The organism is Ammoniphilus sp. CFH 90114, from assembly GCF_004123195.1.
Classification (GTDB): domain Bacteria; phylum Bacillota; class Bacilli; order Aneurinibacillales; family RAOX-1; genus YIM-78166.
Genome location: NZ_SDLI01000002.1, coordinates 348,445 through 364,487, shown reverse-complemented (window position 1 = coordinate 364,487; position 16,043 = coordinate 348,445). Strand labels below are relative to the sequence as shown.

23 protein-coding genes and 1 pseudogene are annotated in these 16,043 nt (G+C 42.0%); 4 read left to right on the top strand and 20 right to left on the bottom strand.

Translation table 11 applies throughout. The features are described 5' to 3' along the window. Positions 1 to 11: 11 nt before the first annotated feature. From folD to EIZ39_RS06440, 16 genes are all read right to left on the bottom strand, one after another. Entirely contained in the window at positions 12 to 866 is an 855-nt protein-coding gene (gene folD, locus EIZ39_RS06515) for a bifunctional methylenetetrahydrofolate dehydrogenase/methenyltetrahydrofolate cyclohydrolase FolD (RefSeq protein WP_129198664.1), read from the bottom strand. Between the two features lie 91 nt (positions 867 to 957). Further along, positions 958 to 1,926 carry a tRNA (adenosine(37)-N6)-threonylcarbamoyltransferase complex transferase subunit TsaD gene (locus EIZ39_RS06510; RefSeq protein WP_129198662.1) on the bottom strand — a complete coding sequence of 323 codons (969 nt, stop codon included), beginning with the start codon at positions 1,924 to 1,926 and terminating at the stop codon, positions 958 to 960. Continuing rightward, positions 1,919 to 2,347: a transcription antitermination factor NusB gene (gene nusB, locus EIZ39_RS06505; RefSeq protein WP_129198660.1), complete on the bottom strand. Its 429-nt coding sequence runs from the start codon at positions 2,345 to 2,347 to the stop codon at positions 1,919 to 1,921. Before nusB ends, EIZ39_RS06510 begins: the two co-directional genes overlap by 8 nt. 88 nt (positions 2,348 to 2,435) lie before the next feature. Beyond that, positions 2,436 to 2,654 carry a DUF2273 domain-containing protein gene (locus EIZ39_RS06500; RefSeq protein ID WP_129198658.1) on the bottom strand — a complete coding sequence of 73 codons (219 nt, stop codon included), beginning with the start codon at positions 2,652 to 2,654 and terminating at the stop codon, positions 2,436 to 2,438. 11 nt (positions 2,655 to 2,665) lie between these two features. Next, a complete protein-coding gene (amaP, locus tag EIZ39_RS06495) occupies positions 2,666 to 3,232 on the bottom strand; it encodes an alkaline shock response membrane anchor protein AmaP (protein ID WP_164984937.1) in 567 nt (188 codons plus the stop codon). A 72-nt stretch (positions 3,233 to 3,304) separates the two neighbouring features. Next, positions 3,305 to 3,709 carry an Asp23/Gls24 family envelope stress response protein gene (locus EIZ39_RS06490; RefSeq protein WP_129198654.1) on the bottom strand — a complete coding sequence of 135 codons (405 nt, stop codon included), beginning with the start codon at positions 3,707 to 3,709 and terminating at the stop codon, positions 3,305 to 3,307. 73 nt (positions 3,710 to 3,782) lie between these two features. Next, on the bottom strand, positions 3,783 to 4,292 hold the full coding sequence (accB, locus tag EIZ39_RS06485; RefSeq protein ID WP_129198652.1) for an acetyl-CoA carboxylase biotin carboxyl carrier protein: 510 nt from the start codon (positions 4,290 to 4,292) through the stop codon (positions 3,783 to 3,785). Between the two features lie 160 nt (positions 4,293 to 4,452). Further along, positions 4,453 to 5,010 (bottom strand): SpoIIIAH-like family protein, encoded by a 558-nt coding sequence (locus EIZ39_RS06480; protein ID WP_129198650.1) that lies wholly within the window; start codon positions 5,008 to 5,010, stop codon positions 4,453 to 4,455. Between the two features lie 12 nt (positions 5,011 to 5,022). Beyond that, positions 5,023 to 5,661: a stage III sporulation protein AG gene (gene spoIIIAG / locus EIZ39_RS06475; protein WP_129198648.1), complete on the bottom strand. Its 639-nt coding sequence runs from the start codon at positions 5,659 to 5,661 to the stop codon at positions 5,023 to 5,025. 1 nt (position 5,662) lies between these two features. Beyond that, positions 5,663 to 6,355 carry a stage III sporulation protein AF gene (spoIIIAF, locus tag EIZ39_RS06470; RefSeq protein WP_129198646.1) on the bottom strand — a complete coding sequence of 231 codons (693 nt, stop codon included), beginning with the start codon at positions 6,353 to 6,355 and terminating at the stop codon, positions 5,663 to 5,665. A gap of 10 nt (positions 6,356 to 6,365) precedes the next feature. Next, positions 6,366 to 7,535 carry a stage III sporulation protein AE gene (gene spoIIIAE / locus EIZ39_RS06465; RefSeq protein ID WP_129198644.1) on the bottom strand — a complete coding sequence of 390 codons (1,170 nt, stop codon included), beginning with the start codon at positions 7,533 to 7,535 and terminating at the stop codon, positions 6,366 to 6,368. A gap of 14 nt (positions 7,536 to 7,549) precedes the next feature. Beyond that, positions 7,550 to 7,939 (bottom strand): stage III sporulation protein AD, encoded by a 390-nt coding sequence (gene spoIIIAD, locus EIZ39_RS06460; RefSeq protein ID WP_129198642.1) that lies wholly within the window; start codon positions 7,937 to 7,939, stop codon positions 7,550 to 7,552. Between the two features lie 15 nt (positions 7,940 to 7,954). Beyond that, entirely contained in the window at positions 7,955 to 8,158 is a 204-nt protein-coding gene (spoIIIAC, locus tag EIZ39_RS06455; RefSeq protein ID WP_129198640.1) for a stage III sporulation protein AC, read from the bottom strand. 13 nt (positions 8,159 to 8,171) lie between these two features. Further along, positions 8,172 to 8,690: a stage III sporulation protein SpoIIIAB gene (spoIIIAB, locus tag EIZ39_RS06450; protein ID WP_129198638.1), complete on the bottom strand. Its 519-nt coding sequence runs from the start codon at positions 8,688 to 8,690 to the stop codon at positions 8,172 to 8,174. Continuing rightward, positions 8,684 to 9,643 (bottom strand): stage III sporulation protein AA, encoded by a 960-nt coding sequence (gene spoIIIAA, locus EIZ39_RS06445; RefSeq protein ID WP_129198636.1) that lies wholly within the window; start codon positions 9,641 to 9,643, stop codon positions 8,684 to 8,686. Before spoIIIAA ends, spoIIIAB begins: the two co-directional genes overlap by 7 nt. 148 nt (positions 9,644 to 9,791) lie before the next feature. After that, positions 9,792 to 10,400 (bottom strand): CD1247 N-terminal domain-containing protein, encoded by a 609-nt coding sequence (locus EIZ39_RS06440; protein ID WP_129198634.1) that lies wholly within the window; start codon positions 10,398 to 10,400, stop codon positions 9,792 to 9,794. Positions 10,401 to 10,591: 191 nt separating this feature from the next. Here EIZ39_RS06440 and EIZ39_RS27260 point away from each other — a divergent pair. Continuing rightward, a pseudogene (locus EIZ39_RS27260) lies at positions 10,592 to 11,296 on the top strand (alpha/beta fold hydrolase); the annotation flags it as partial. A 93-nt stretch (positions 11,297 to 11,389) separates the two neighbouring features. Here EIZ39_RS27260 and EIZ39_RS06430 read toward each other — a convergent pair. Next, on the bottom strand, positions 11,390 to 11,656 hold the full coding sequence (locus tag EIZ39_RS06430; protein WP_129199149.1) for a YqhV family protein: 267 nt from the start codon (positions 11,654 to 11,656) through the stop codon (positions 11,390 to 11,392). A gap of 159 nt (positions 11,657 to 11,815) precedes the next feature. Between EIZ39_RS06430 and comA the strand changes: the two genes are divergently transcribed. Genes comA through EIZ39_RS06415 form a run of 3 tightly spaced genes read left to right on the top strand, consistent with a single transcriptional unit; the run spans position 11,816 to position 13,880 of the window. Beyond that, entirely contained in the window at positions 11,816 to 12,628 is an 813-nt protein-coding gene (gene comA, locus EIZ39_RS06425; RefSeq protein WP_129198630.1) for a phosphosulfolactate synthase, read from the top strand. After that, positions 12,625 to 13,359: a 2-phosphosulfolactate phosphatase gene (locus EIZ39_RS06420; RefSeq protein ID WP_129198628.1), complete on the top strand. Its 735-nt coding sequence runs from the start codon at positions 12,625 to 12,627 to the stop codon at positions 13,357 to 13,359. Before comA ends, EIZ39_RS06420 begins: the two co-directional genes overlap by 4 nt. Positions 13,360 to 13,418: 59 nt before the next feature. Next, on the top strand, positions 13,419 to 13,880 hold the full coding sequence (locus EIZ39_RS06415) for a DUF441 domain-containing protein (RefSeq protein ID WP_205668518.1): 462 nt from the start codon (positions 13,419 to 13,421) through the stop codon (positions 13,878 to 13,880). A gap of 34 nt (positions 13,881 to 13,914) precedes the next feature. On the opposite strand, the gene efp is transcribed toward EIZ39_RS06415, so the two are convergent. From efp to aroQ, 3 genes are read right to left on the bottom strand one after another with little or no spacing between them, the layout of a single operon-like run. After that, positions 13,915 to 14,472 carry an elongation factor P gene (gene efp / locus EIZ39_RS06410; RefSeq protein WP_129198624.1) on the bottom strand — a complete coding sequence of 186 codons (558 nt, stop codon included), beginning with the start codon at positions 14,470 to 14,472 and terminating at the stop codon, positions 13,915 to 13,917. A gap of 21 nt (positions 14,473 to 14,493) precedes the next feature. Continuing rightward, complete coding sequence (locus EIZ39_RS06405) at positions 14,494 to 15,564, bottom strand: M24 family metallopeptidase (protein WP_129198622.1); 1,071 nt, start codon at positions 15,562 to 15,564, stop codon at positions 14,494 to 14,496. Beyond that, on the bottom strand, positions 15,561 to 16,013 hold the full coding sequence (aroQ, locus tag EIZ39_RS06400; RefSeq protein WP_129198619.1) for a type II 3-dehydroquinate dehydratase: 453 nt from the start codon (positions 16,011 to 16,013) through the stop codon (positions 15,561 to 15,563). Before aroQ ends, EIZ39_RS06405 begins: the two co-directional genes overlap by 4 nt. Positions 16,014 to 16,043 lie beyond the last annotated feature (30 nt).

Here is a 16,043-nt window from a genome sequence, read left to right as displayed (position 1 = left end):
GCCCCCTGCTTCTACGCCATCATTTTCTTTTTTGCCGCTTCAACCGTATTCTTCAATAACATGGTTATCGTCATAGGTCCGACTCCACCAGGAACCGGGGTAATAAATCCTGCTATTTCCTTTACTTCATCAAAGCGAACATCACCAACGAGTTTATTCCCTTCTACCCGGTTTACTCCTACATCAATAACAATAGCTCCTGGTGCTACGTGTTCTGCTCCGATCATATGGGCTTTACCGACAGCTACAACAAGAATATCGGCTTGACGAGTAATATCGGCTAAATTCTTCGTTCTGGAATGACAAATGGAAACCGTAGCGTTTTCTTGTAACAATAACATAGAGACGGGTTTCCCTACAATATTACTTCTTCCTACGACCACGGCATGCTTCCCAGATATCGATGTGCCTGTACGCTTAATCAGCTCTACCACACCATGAGGAGTACAAGGAAGGTAGCAATCTGCGCCAATGACCATATTCCCAACATTGATTGGATGGAAACCATCAACATCTTTAGCTGGATGAATAGCTTGAATAACCGCTTCCTCGGAAATATGCTTAGGAAGGGGAAGCTGTACCAAGATGCCATGAATGCTCTCATCTCCGTTTAACTCATCAATCAATTGAAGCAATTCAGATTCCGTAATGGTTTCGTTCTTGCGAATAACGGAAGAATAAATTCCGGCTTCTTCACACGCCTTTGCTTTTGCCTTTACATAAGATTGTGAAGCTGGATCTTCCCCAATAAGAATAACAGCCAAGCCCGGACGGACTCCTTGCTGAGTTAAGCGTTCCACTTCTACCTTTATTTCTTCACGAATATCCTTAGCTACCTGTTTTCCATCTATAATAACTGCTGACATTAGAATTACCCCCACTTTTCATCTGATAGTTATAGTTTAGCTTGTAGGAGTGGGCTTGTAAACAAAATAAGCGAATATAAAACATAAACTTCTATATAATGTTCGTGTTTAAGTGTTGTTGTAACCCAATTTGAGCTACACCAAAAGCATTATCTCCAGAATAAGCTGGATCAGCAAAATACAACGAACACCCTACAGCAGGGTGCTCTAGTCGTTCAATTAAGCGAGATTTAATAAAAGAGTTGGCAGCAACCCCTCCGACGATAAGCACTTCTTTAGGATGACTTTGCTCCGATGCATAACGAATGACTTTCTCCAAACTTTTAGCTATGCACAATTCGGTAGCTCTTGCGATCGCACCTCGATGAATGGAGGGATCTGAAATCAGCTTCATCAGTTGATTTTCAGCACCGGATAAATGGAAGTCATACCCTTTTCCAGTGGAGGGAACTCTAATCTCACTATCTATACTTTGTTTGGCAAGCTCCTCTAGATACGGACCACTAGGAAATGGTAAACCTAAGGCCACCCCTACACGATCAACTAATTGCCCTGCATGTAAATCCAAAGTTCCACCTAGCTTATTAATTTCATAGCCTGTATTGGTTCTATTGCATAGAAGCAATTCGCTTGTGCCGCCTGATAAGTGAAAGGCTAGAAAACGGTCATGTTCCGGCCGCTTCGCAGAGGAATACTCTCCTGCAGCAATATGCATCTCTTGATGACTTGTAGGATAGAGAGGAATTCGAAGAAAAGTCGCGATTCCTTGGGCCCAGCTTTCTCCTACCTTAAATACAGGCATATAGGAACCCTCCACTGGCCGCGGCTGTACACTCACCGCTATAGCCACAACCTCAAACTTTTCCCATTGCATTTGATTAGCTAACTCAGGAAGGCGCTGAATATGCTGGAATACAGCCTCAGACTGCTGCAACCCTCTTTCCCCTGGTTTTACGGTAAGAAGTCTCTTTTCTTCGGAAATCATCCGCCCTTCAAGATCAATCAAACAAAGAGACGTTCGATAATTACTTGTATCGATTCCAAGAATGGCCTTATTCACCTTGCGGAACCTCTTCGGCTGCTCCGTTCTTTTCCTTTACCAGGTTGGCTAGTACGGCATTGATGTATTTAACGGACTCCTCCATTCCAAACGATCTTGATAACTCAATGGCTTCATTGACTGAAACTTTATCTGGTATGTCATCCATGTAATAAATTTCATAGGCAGCCAGTCGAAGAATGGCTCGATCGACAAAGCCCAACCGTTCAAGTGACCAATTCCTAAGATACTTCTTTATGGATTCGTCCAACTCTGTCTGATGGTTAAGGATTCCTTTTACAATAGATTCTAAGTATTCCCTATCTTGCTGTTCTATAGGTTCATCTGATGTAGCCTTCATGGCTTCAGATATATCTATCCCTCTCATATCAACCTGGTACAACACTTGGACTACTTTCTCACGCACTTCACGACGTTTCATCAATTGATCATCACCCTACCGTTAAAAGGATTTTGTATGTATTAGTCTCTCCTAAATTAAAAAAGAAAAAAGGGCAAAAACGCCCTTGTTAGTACTTCGTAAATTTACCAGGAAGAATGCGGTCTAATACATCAGTTAAACTTTCTCTGTTATCGTACTTTCTACCGAAATAAAACCCAGTGCTGACGAAAACCAAAATAACTAATGTATTAAGAAATCCTAGCCAAATGTACAAGATCCCGAGAATTAATCCACTGAGAACACCTATTGTTTTCCCAGGGTGAACTTGCATCAACTGCCAAAGCATAGACACTCCCCCTATTCCACTCGACTTAACCGTGTAGTGGACGACTGCTGGGCTACTTCTGTTATCTTAACATCTACTTGCTTTATCTCTATACCAATGATAGCCTCAACCTGTTCTTTAACACCCTTCTGTACCTCTTCAACAATGGAAGGAACAGGAGTGTCACCATCGATGGACACTTTCATTAAGATGGATGTTCCTGTTTCGTCTGACTTAATTACACTCTTCACTTCCCGTACTCCACGAACTCGACGGGCAGCCTTAAGCGCAACACTCTCAATGGTGGATACTGATATGCTTACGTGACCCCAATCTGTCCGCTGAGCAATGGCTTCGGTATGTGATCTATCCTTCACCCGCCTAAAACCCTGAAGTAAGAATTTCAAGCTGATGAGGAAAAAAATCACGGCTACACCTAGATAGGCATACCTCATATTATCTGCTTCATAAACAGCCAATATATTAGATTGGACCAACTCATAGGGAATCAGATGAAGAGAGGCCGCGATCACCATAACCGAAAGAATGGTCAAAGCAAGACTATAAAGGGATAAGATTAACCGATCAAATAAATTCAATGCAGGAACCTCCCAATCGATACTTAAAGACTCAACAGATAAGACCCCTTGACAAAAGGGGTCTGTCCGTACCTATCTTACACGATGAAGAGGCTCTTCAACCTCCACTTTCTTCTCTGTCTTAAATTCAACATCCACAATGTGTACATTGACTTCTATGACCTTAAGTCCCGTCATATTCTCAATGCCCTGGCGAACGTTCTCCTGGATATTACGAGCAACTTCAGGGATCTTATATCCATATTTAACGATAATATAAACATCCACAGCGGCTTCCTTCTTGCCTACTTCTACTTTCACACCCTTAGCCAGGTTCTTCCTACCTAAGCGCTCAGCAATGTCCCCGACGAATCCGCCGCTCATATGAGCTACTCCATCTACTTCTGCTGCTGCCAGACCTGTAATGACTTCAATCACTTCAGGAGCTATTTCGATCTTGCCTAATTCGGTCTTCTCAAAATCTGCAATCATCTCCATAACTTAAAGCACCTCCTACTAAATTATAACAACTGAGTCGTTGTTTTACAATGCAATCAACGGGTAATATTCCTTATTTAACTAGGAATAGAGGTTGCCCGTACTCTACTAACTGGCCATCTGTAACCAAGATCTTGACGATTTCACCCGTTACCTCAGCCTCAATCTCATTAAACAGCTTCATTGCCTCAACAATACACACGATGCTATCTGGATTAACCTTATCTCCAACTTTTACATAAGAAGGTGAATTCGGGTCAGGCTTGGTATAAAAAGTTCCAACCATAGGCGACACAATCTTCTTAAGGGCTTCGTCAACTACCGGTTCCTGTACAGCTGCCTGCTGAGTTGGAACTTCTGGTTCTCTTACCCTTTCAACCGTTGGCGCAGGCTTAGAAACAACAACTGGAGCTGGAGCTGGTATTACTGGTGCAGCTGCAACAACCTGTTGTTCAGGCAGTACTACACCCTCTCGTCCTTTTTTTATACTGATACGTAATCCTTCATTTTCCATTTCGAATTCTTGCACACTGGATTGGTCAACCAATTTTATGATTTCTCTTATTTCATGCATTTTTAACATGTGATAGCCACTCCTCATTAAACTTAGAAACACAATAAAGTTTTTCCTCAACCAAATATCAAACATTATATCATATTCTTCCTCTAAAGGCACAATCTACCCATTACAAAAAAAAAGAACCCTTGTGGGTCCTGTCGCAGTTGATTTGTGTTTGAAACGTTTATGGTTTATATGTTACCACAATATTATTGGATGGGACTTCTAGATGCTGAGTGACCAATTTCATAATTTCAACTGCATTTTGTCTTTCTAGCTTTTCTGCTTGAACGATGACGTTTACGCGATTCTCTTTAGAAATAATAACAGCCTCATTATATCCTAGTGCCTTAATTAAGCTCTCAACTGTCATTTCCGTATCCTGTTGAGTTACGAGCTTGTCATAATTTGACTTAGCCTGAGTGACAGCTTCTTTGTCTTCTGCGTTGGTCATAATAGACAAGTACTCTTCCATCTTTTGAGATTGCCAAGCGTCACGATTTAACTTCGTCTCAATAAAGTAGTCAGAAGCACTTCCAGGCATAGCTTCAGCAGTACCTTCCATTGACTCCCCAGTCTCAATTTGCTGGCTATCCACCTGTAATTCTTGTGCTTCTGGTGATGGCGAGTTAGAAGCTACGGGGACTTGTTCAATCGGGCCTTGAAGCATGTAGTAAGCAGACAACACAACCATAATGGTCAGCATAGAAAGCAACCAAACCGTCTGTTTTTTTAGTACCATTCTAGTACCTCCCTATCCTTTTTTAGGTAAAATAGATATTTTATGCGGTTCAACATGAAGGACTTTCTGAACAGCATCCGTTATCAATGCTTTCACCTTCATATTCTCCGCTCCCTTCGCTACAACTAGCACCCCTCGCACTCTCGGTTTTAAGGTCTTAAGCACAATCGGCTGTTCACCTTGCTCCGCTTTCACCAAGACCACTCTCTCATCGCGAGAAGAGTCGGTAATATCCCTTGTTGCCTTCTCTTTGTCCACTTCTTTCGTAATCGAATTCCTCGCATTCACATCTTTCTCTATGACGACCTCCTCACTAGAATCTAAATTAACCATCACGGATACTTCCCCTACTCCAATCACCTCTTCTAAAATTCCTTTTAGCTGATTCTCGTAGATTTCTTCGTAATCCGAAATCGAGAGGTCATTAGACTTGACCTTACCAGAAAACACAGCTTGTTCGTTGGTTGCAGCTTCTGGGTCAGTCGAGGGTGCTGATTCTCTCTTTACGCTATCTAACGAAGAAAATATCATGATGGCAGCACCGATTCCACCAAGGATGACTAGTTTCTGGAACGTATTTACACGCTTTTGCCCCTCCTCTCTCTGACCCCATTTCTCCTTCATTTTGGAAAACCATTCCCATTTGCTCATCTTAGCCCTCCTCTTGTTTCCCTTCTACCTTAGCTACAATTTGACTACGATCAATACTCCAAGTTTTTGCGATATCGTTAGCAATTTCATTTAGCAGCTTCTGCTCTGCGGCAGAGAGCCCAGATGAGGTAGAGACCGTGGACGCCTTCTGAGAAGATTCTCCTGCTACACTGATTGTCACAGGCTCGATAGGTTGAATCCTCAGATTCCCGCCATCCTCTTGCCTTGACGCTTTTAAATCTTTGTCCAATATTAATTGTACGGAGGAAATCACAGGATATTCCTGTTGCTTGTACTTTTCTTTAGCCATGTCCACTTTTATAGAGCTCACGCGAATCCCATAGTCTTCTTCTACCTTCGCTTGAATTAAACCCTCCAATTGCGATCGGACAAAGTCTTGGGTCTCTTGCTCATTCTGCTGCATTAATTTCTCGCTGTAGTCCTTAATCTGCTCCCAATCTTCCCCTGTTGAACCCGATGTCAACTTCATAATTCGCATCGCTATTTTATCGCTTGTTAAGTCTTTTTTTATTACCTCTAATACAGGAGAAATGATAGTTAATAGAATAAGCAGTCCCATTACCAGACGAACATAACGTTGCATCCCCGAATTAGGAAGCAGCATGTCCAAAAAAGTAGCGATGAGAACAACTAAGATAATTTTCTGAAGCCATAAACTTAGCGCTTCAATCATGAGTATTCACCTACCGAACCATAATAGATAGATTGGCTGCTGAGATAATGATGGTAACCGCTAGAAAAAACATCAAACAAACGGTGGCTAAGGCGGCAAATACGAACATGAGATTCTTTCCAATCGTAGATAAACAGCTAATGATGGGGCTTGCACCCAAGGGCTGCATAATGGCCGCAGATAGATTGTAAACAAGCGCTAGAGCAAAAATCTTTATCGCCGGGAAAGCGCATATCATAATCAAGATAAATACTCCAGCAACCCCTACCGCATTCTTGACTAATAATGAAGCACCTAACACCGTATCCGTAGCATCAGAAAACATCCGGCCTACAACGGGTACAAAATTACTTGTTACATACTTTGCTGTACGGACGGTAATTCCATCGGCCACAGCGCTCGTAGCGCCTTGAACCGATATAATCCCAAGAAAGATCGTTAGAAAGATACCCAACAGTCCTAAACTAATATTTCGCAGTAAATTCGCCAATTGAGTAACCTTATACTTGTCCGATAATGAACTAACGATACTTAAAACAGAAGATAAAAATAATAGAGGAAAAATAACGGTGGATATAACCGTACCACTCACGTTAACCATAAATATGATTAAAGGGTGAAACATCGCGACAGAAGCAAAATTCCCCATAGCCGCCAACATCGCCAATACCAAAGGCATAAGAGCTAACATAAAGCTCACCATATCGGAAATCGCCTCTCCCGCATAACCGATCGCAATCCGAAAGCTATTAATAGCGAGGATAATCAATACCATATAAGAAATGGCATAAGCCGTCTTGCTGACTGAATTTTGTTCAAACGCACTTTGCATTGTTTCAAGAATCATAGCGAATACCGTGATAATAATGATCGTTCCAAGAAGCTTTCCATTTACCAGCAACTCATGAAAGAAGTAACTTACAATTCCTTCCATCGCCTGTTTGAATGAAAATTCATCCCCTTGACTCATAATCAAGGACACAATACCCGGATGCTCACTGCCAGGTAAATACCCCTTGTAATTTGTCATTAAATCTTTCCAGAACTCTTCAACCTGTGTTAAATCCAACCGTTCCACTTGGGATGCTATGACAGATTCTTGGACATTTGCTTGGCTTAGTTCAACTGAGAAGATAAAGAAGAAAAAGGTCATGAGAACGAGTCGGAAATAGAACTTCATTAATGATCATTCCTTTATGTTGGAAATAAACTAATGACCGTCTCAATGATGACTGTAATGATGGGAACCGCCATGACGAGAATCAACACTTTACCTGCTAATTCAATTTTTGAAGCTATTGCTCCTTGGCCAGCGTCCCTCGTAATCTGCGCTCCAAATTCGGCAATATAGGCTATTCCAATAATTTTTAAGATCGTTTCTAAATAAATCATATTTAAATTTGCTTGAACGGCCATCCGCTCAAGGATTCGTATGACTTCCGAAATCTTGCCAATTAGAAATAAAAAGATAATAATCCCTGTAACCAAGGCAATCATAAAGGCAAATAACGGCTTTTGTTCCTTAACAATTAACGTTAAAACCGTAGCCACTAAACCTAACCCCACCACTTGAATGATGTCCACTGCCTCTCCTCCCTTCTACTTGAATAGGAAGACGCGTTTAATCTCTTGGAAAAGATCGTTAACATAGGTTGCAACCATATAGAGTACAATTACGACGCCTACTAATGTGATCCAGTCAGCCCAATCCCCTTTACCAGCTTGTTTCAAGACGGTATGAATCATGGCCACAATAATGCCTATACCTGCAATCTGAAAAATAGCATTGATATCATACGGCATAGCCTTACGCCCCCTAGTACATCAAAATGACTGCGAGTATCCCACTTAATACGCCTAAGCTCTTACACATTTTCTCGTACTTTTGCTGATCCATTCGAGCTTCCTCTTCTTCTTTTTTCAAGTTCATAACAGCTAATCTGATATGCTTTTGTTGATCTTGTCTATCGCTCTTGCCTAAAACCTTCCCTAAATGAAGGAGGATCTCTTTCTCAGCTTGGCGCATGGTCGTCTTGGGCCATGTTTTTTCCACTCCCATTTCCCAGCAATCCATGGTAGATAAACCATCATACTTCAGTAAATAATCAGCAGATTGCCTGAAGATACTCCCAATTTCTCCTTGTACCCGTTTCCCCACATGCTCAAGCGCCAAAGGAAGCGTAGTAGATCCATAACAGATCTCAGTCTCCAATAATTGAAGGGCGACACTAAGGCGTCTGATTTCCTTCGGTCGCCTCGAATACATCTTAGCAACCTGAAACCCAATCATGGTTGCAGAGAAAAGAATGATGCTGGCACCCAGTAATTTCAGCAAGGCTGTGCCACCCCGTTTAGCAGCTCAAATTTTTCATTATAAATTTTTTCAATAGTACCTACTCCTCGAGATCGTCCAAGAAAGATGTAGCGCTGAAACACACCTTGTCCTATCAAGCGGCTAATTGTTGGACGGCGATTAATATCCGTAAGACTTGAGCCATGAACAGAAGTGATAACGGCCACTCCGGCATTTAAAGCTTCCTGGATAGCCAGGGAGTCCTCGGGACGTCCAATCTCATCTGCAATTATGATATCTGGTGACATGGAGCGTATAAGCATCATAATCCCTTCCGCTTTTGGACATGCATCAAGAATATCTGTTCTAGGGCCTACATCCTTTTGCGGAACTCCCCCTACACAACCAGCGAGCTCTGAACGTTCATCGACAATGGAAACTTTCTTCCCCGACACATACGAATTGCCATAACTCAATACTCGCGCAAGATCTCGCAGTAGAGTCGTCTTTCCACACTGGGGAGGAGATATAATTAGCGAGTTCAGTACCATTTGCTGTTCAAGTAAGTAAGGGATAAGCGGAAGAGCCACCCCTTTCTTTTCTCGTGCGATACGAATATTTAATCCTGAGATATCGCGGATCGTCTTTACTTCCCCTTTTTCAATCAAGGCTTTCCCTACAATACCGATTCTGTGTCCCCCGGTTACTGTGACATAGCCTCTTCTTAGCTCCTCTTCTAGAGCATAGATGGAGTGCTGACTGATGAGATTAATCATCTTTTCTAGTTCTAACAACGGAATTTTCCACCCTTTTGCTGGATAACTCGTCATCGTCCCCTCCCTGCATAAAAAACGGGAAACTTGTCCATAAATGAGCTCAACTGGTTGTTCCTTGCGAATACGAATTTCCTCTAATGACAGAAGAATATCTTCCGGCAGCTTACGGCAGAGCTCTCTCAATTGCTGGGGCATCATCGACAGAAGATAAGGGTCCATTAATATCACTCCTACAGCTGATCACCTGAAAGCTTAAGGGGATCTATAAGTTCGTCCTATTTATTCCTCATCTTATGCAAGAATGGACATCAATTATGACAAGAAAAGAAAAAAGGCATCTCAGCCTGAGATGCCTTCTTTTGCTTACTTATGCTTCATCAATGACGTAGTTCTCAAATTCTTCTGTATCCTCAATGTCGTCATTTACAAGAATCACTTCATGACATTCCGGGCACAGAACTTCGGCAACCATATCATCTTCAAAGATATCTTGATCTACACTTACTAACTCTTGACAATTTGGACATTCGATATCAAAATAGCCCTCATCGTCATCATCGTAAGCTTCATCGAGCTCATCATAAATGCTGTCTACGTATATGACATCATCGTCCTCTTCGTCATCAAAGTAGATAACATCCTCATCATCTTCGTCATCCAATTCATAATAGTCATCGTCGTCATCCTCTTCTTCGAAGAGAATATCCTCAACATCGGACAAGAAATCCTCAACATCATCTAAATCTTCATCTATTGCTTCCACATATTCCTCAACATCAGCCAAGTCCTCGTCAATCGCTTCGATATATTCATCTTGTTCATCTAAGCGATTCTGGAGAGACGACATCTGTATGACCATCTCTTCCATAAGATCCATCATTTCAATAATGATGCGTCCTTCTTTTGTTTCTGTCGTCATACCCAACCCATCAGCCATTCCTTGTAAATAAGCAAGACGATTGTGTAGTTGATCCATTTGAGTCATCCTCCTTCATTTCCGCTCCTGAACTAAAAAACATTCTTAAACGCCTACCAGAAGCCACCCATGAATCGGGCTTGTCGCTCTGGGGGTCTTTTCTAGTATGTCTTAGTTCAATTGGATTTACACTAAACCCACAAGAACCCATACCGATCTTATTTTAAGCTTCGGAGGAAGGAAAAGTAATCATGCCTCATGTTCTAATCAATCGTACTCCTATTTACTATGAGCAATCTGGTCATGGACCAGAACATATTGTATTCATCCACGGATTGGGATTATCTCATACAAATTGGCTAGAGCAAGTACCTTGCTTTCAAGACCGTTCTCGGATTCTTACATATGATTTACGAGGGCATGGACGAAGCGGTATTTCTCCCCAACCTATTGACTACTCCCATTATATTGAGGAACTTGCAAATGATCTTAAGGGATTACTGGATCATCTCAACATTGACAAAACATTCTTGGTCGGATACTCAACCGGTTCGATTATCGCCATGCAATTTATGTATCAATACCCTGAAATGGTCAGGGGCGCAGCTGTCGCAGGAGCTTTTCCAAAGGTTGGAAATGCTTATTTGTATACAAAACTCATTGGGAGCTTTTGTTTAGGAAAAATCCACATGAAGAATTGGCTTTCAAAACAGGTCGCCAGAGCCAACGGTGCTACAAGAGAGCATATTCACCTGTTTGAACACGAAGCTCGAAAGGCCCGTATAAAAGAAACGGACCTTATGATTAAGGGCTGCTTATATTTTGACATTACAAATAAATTGAATAAGATCTGTGCTCCTATTTTGCTTATTTACGGAGGCAACGAAAGGCATATGATGAAGTATCGACATCAACTTCTAACCTCCTTACCACAAGGTGAGGTCTGCTTGATCCCAAAGATTAATCACGCCTGTCCGACCAAAGGAAAAGAGGCCTTTAACAAGCTAATAGAAGATTTTATTGCTGAGCACAGTCCAACAGGTGAGCGTTTAACGGCTCTTAACACCAATGAGAATACAAGTGACACCGAGCAAAATCCAAACAATTTTACTAAAAGAAATTTTGTCAGTAATCCCTATGAGACCGATCGTGGTAGTAGCAATCATAATCAATGGCCCCACTAAAGCGAGGGAACTATTAATAATAAGAGCTTTTTCGACCTGGTTGAATTTGATCATAAGCATCGCGGCAAAAATTTCGATACTTCCTGATAACAACCTAAGCAGGGCCATCCCAATGATGGCCTTCTCTAGCATATGGAACATGTTCATCCTCCCACCTTTTCCTGTAAGGAATTTCCTCCCGATGTAACATACATATGCAGGCCATATCCATTCTAAGACAAGTTCCTATTGTAGGCTATTGTGCATATATTGAAGCAGTCGGACGATAAGGATTTTAAGCGAGGAGATACCATGTCAGAAGAAATCTGTTCACTTGAAGATTTGGATCTACAGGATCCGCTGGGTGTTAGAGAAAGGAGAATGCCTAAGCGGGGCATCACCATGATCATTGACAAGGGCTTGGGAATCGCTCAATTTCAGGACTTACTGGACACTGCCGGAAGTTATATTGATTTTGTAAAGCTTGGTTTTGGTACGACAGCACTTTATCCACCACAAATTCTGCAAGCCAAAATACGCATGGCCCAACAATATAAGGTAGATGTTTATCCAGGTGGTACTTTTTTTGAAGTGGCTTTCCATCACGGGAAAATAAGGAAATATCTCTCCAGTATGCAACAACTAGGATTTACCAAGCTCGAAATTTCTGACGGAACGGTTGATCTCCCCGAGGAAACAAGACGTGAGGCCATCTATCTTGCAAAAGACTTGGGATTAGACGTTATAACAGAATGTGGAAAAAAAGCGGCAGGTTCTCTAATTGAGGTAGAAGGATTAATGAAAACCTTATTGTCTGACCTACAAGCTGGTTCAAGCTTTGTCATTATTGAAGGCAGGGAGTCTGGAGAAAATGTGGGCATCTATGATGAAAAAGGAAAGTTCCATGATGATTTCGTGTCTATTATGAAAGAAATTCGTCCGTTCAATAGTCAAGTCATCTGGGAAGCTCCCAAAAAAAGTCAACAGGTGGAGTTAATTAACTCGTTTGGTCCTAATGTTAACTTGGGTAATATCCCTCCAGATGAAATTTTCTCCTTAGAATCTTTACGAAGAGGTTTGCGTTCTGATACCTTCTTTTGGGATGCAAGGAGGGATCAAGCTTGAAAATCGATGTGGTTTCCCAAGTAGATGAATTAAAGATGGATGAGATTAAGAACCGTACTGTCATTGTGATAGATGTTCTTCGTGCATCCAGTACGGTCGTTACAGCCTTAGCTCATGGGGCTGATGAAGTAATTCCTGTCGAGACCGTAGGCCAGGCCAGACAATTTCAAGGAAGCCGTTATCTATTAGCGGGCGAACGCTATGGCAAGCGAATACTTGGATTTCCATTTTCAAATTCTCCAACGGAGATGTGTACAGCCCCATTATCTGAAAGCTCGCTTGTCTTAACGACAACCAACGGGACACGAGCTATTCAGAAGTCGTTGAAAGCGGACTCTGTTCTGATTGGCTCCTTCTTGAATGGTAAGGCTTGTGCTGAACTTGCTGGAAAATTTCGCAGAGATGTGACGATCCTTTGTGCTGGGTCGCGTCAACACTTCGCCTTAGAAGATGGCTTAGCTGCCGGCTATATTTTATCCCTTCTATTACAACAGTTTCCTGATGCCATAACCAATGATTTAGGGCAAGCCATGTTTGCAGCCTATGAGTACCATAAGGACCATTTGACCAACACCCTACAAGAAACGGCCACAGGAAAGCGACTTTTGCAAGCTGGAAACCTTGCTGATATTCAATTTTGCTCACAAATCGATATCTACCCCTTTGTCCCCTTCCTTAAGGCCGAATCACTGACCATCTTCACTTCGAAAGAAGAGCAAGTAGAGAAATAATCATATCTCTCCTTGTCCTGTCATAAAGTCTAGAGAGACTCGTGGGACAGGGGTAATGTGTGATGACTGGAGAATTGCTGTTAGTTGCTTTAATTATTGTCGGTTTGCTCGGCCGATCCAACATAATAGCTACGGCAGCAAGTCTCTTGCTGATTTTAAAGTTAACTTCCCTTGAAAGGTATTTTCCTGCCGTAGAGCGAAGAGGCCTTGAACTAGGTTTGTTGTTTTTAACTATGGCCGTCTTGGTCCCTTTCGCAAATGAAAAGATCAATTGGAAAGATGTAACGCCTCTTTTTACAACACCTTACGGTATTATGGCCCTTGCGGGTGGAGCTATCGCCACTTATATGAATGGAAAAGGGCTTGATCTCTTAAGGATGGAGCCTCAGATGATTGTTGGACTGGTGGTAGGATCTATATTTGGAATCATCTTCCTAAGGGGTATACCCGTCGGGCCACTTATGGCTGCTGGGATTACTGCTCTCTTTGTGAAAATCGCTGAATTGTTGTTTCTGAAGTAGTGAAAAAAGAAGCCCAGCAAGTGGGCTTCTTTTTCTATGCGCGGGATAAATATTCTCCGGATCTTGTATCAATCGAAAGCTTATCACCTTCATTAATAAAGAAAGGAACTTGTACAACAAGACCTGTTTCCATTACAGCTGGCTTACTTCCACCAGAAGCTGTGTCACCCTTAATGCCTGGTTCTGTTTCCTTTACCGAAAGTTCTACTGTATTTGGAAGTTGAATTCCTAAAATTTCACCTTCGTATTGCATGATGGATACCATCATATTTTCTAGGAGGAATTTTAATTCTCTTTCCAATCTTGTTTCTGGAATATTAACTTGATCATAAGTGGATGTATTCATGAATACATGCTCGTCTCCACTTACATACAAGTATTGCATTTCGGCTGTCTCAATACGGGCTCTAGCTACTTTCTCACCGCCGCGGAATGTAGTTTCTTTAATACCACCGCTGCGAAGGTTTCTTAGCTTTGCTCGTACAAAAGCCGCTCCTTTTCCAGGTTTTACATGCTGAAATTCAATTACTTGCAGAATGTCTCCGTCTACTTCTATTGTAAGACCGGTACGAAAATCGTTAACTGAAATCATCTAACTTCCTCCTGAATACTCTTATAAGATAATAAGCTCTTTCGTTGATTGAGTAATGATCTCACAACCATTCTCCGTGATGAGGATATCATCCTCAATCCGCACTCCACCTAGCTGGGAAAGATAAATACCTGGTTCAACAGTCACTACCATGCCCGGTTTAAGTACAACATCACTTTTAGATGATAACCCAGGACCCTCATGGACTTCAAGTCCTATTCCGTGACCAGTGCTATGCCCGAAGCATTCACCATAACCAGCTTCCGTAATCACTTCTCGAGTTAAGGCATCCGCTTCTTTGCCAGTAAGACCTGGCCTGATTTCAGTAACCCCTCTCAACTGGGCTTTTAAGACTGTCTCATAAATTTCCCTAAGCTTCTCATTAGGCTCACCAACTGCAACGGTTCTCGTCAAGTCTGATATATAACCATTGTAATAAGCTCCAAAATCCATCGTCACAAGTTCCCCGGATTGAATTACTTTATCGCTAGCCACTCCGTGTGGTAAAGCGCCCCTCTGTCCAGAAGCAACAATGATATCAAAGGAAGAGGATTTTGCTCCTAGTTTGCGCATATAAAACTCGATTTCTAGGGCTACATCGCGTTCAGACACACCAGGCTTAATAAATCCAAGAATATGCTTGAAGGTATTGTCTGCCATCTGGCACGCTTGTTTGATTACGGCAATTTCGTCTGCAGATTTGATCATTCGGAGTTCCTCAACAATCCCCTGAGTCCCGATCCAATCCCCGTTGGCTCCGCAAGCTTGTAGTCCCTCATACAAAGCATAAGAGACATACTGCTTTTCGAAACCAATCTTGGATGGTTGAGTGATTTGCAATTGTTTTCCAACCTCTTCAAGCAAAGTTCCTTGATGACGAATCACTTCAAAATCTGGAGCCTGATCAGCCGCTTGGTCTTCATAACGAAAATCAGTGAGCAACAGAGCCTTATCTAAGGTAATGAGCAAGTAACCTGCACTACCGGTAAAGCCACTTAGGTATCTCCGGTTCAATAGACTTGTGATGAGTAGGCTATCTAGCCCTTGCTTCTCCATCTTTTCTCTTAATTGCCATAATCGATTCTTCATCATGTGTGGTCACCTCCGGTTACATGATCGTATAGAGCTGTTAATGCTAATTCATACCCTTTAGTACCCAACCCTACAATCTGTCCAATAACCACAGGTGAAATGACGGAATGGTGACGGAATTCTTCTCTCTTATGAACATTGGAAATATGGACCTCAATAACCGGCATATTAACGGCCGCAATTGCATCTCTTATGGCATAACTATAATGGGTGAAGGCCCCAGGATTAATAATGATACCGTCCAAAGTTTGGAAGGCTTCATGGATTCTATCAATAATTTCTCCTTCATGATTCGATTGGAAAAATCGAAGCCTGCAATCTTGGAGTCCTTCCGCTTGTTTTACTAAGCGCTGCTCTACATCCCCTAACGTCTCGTATCCATAGACACTCGGTTCTCTTCGGCCCAGCATATTCAGATTAGGCCCATTAATAATAAGAAAGGTTGGCATATTGGATAACCTCCTATAAATTGGAGATTC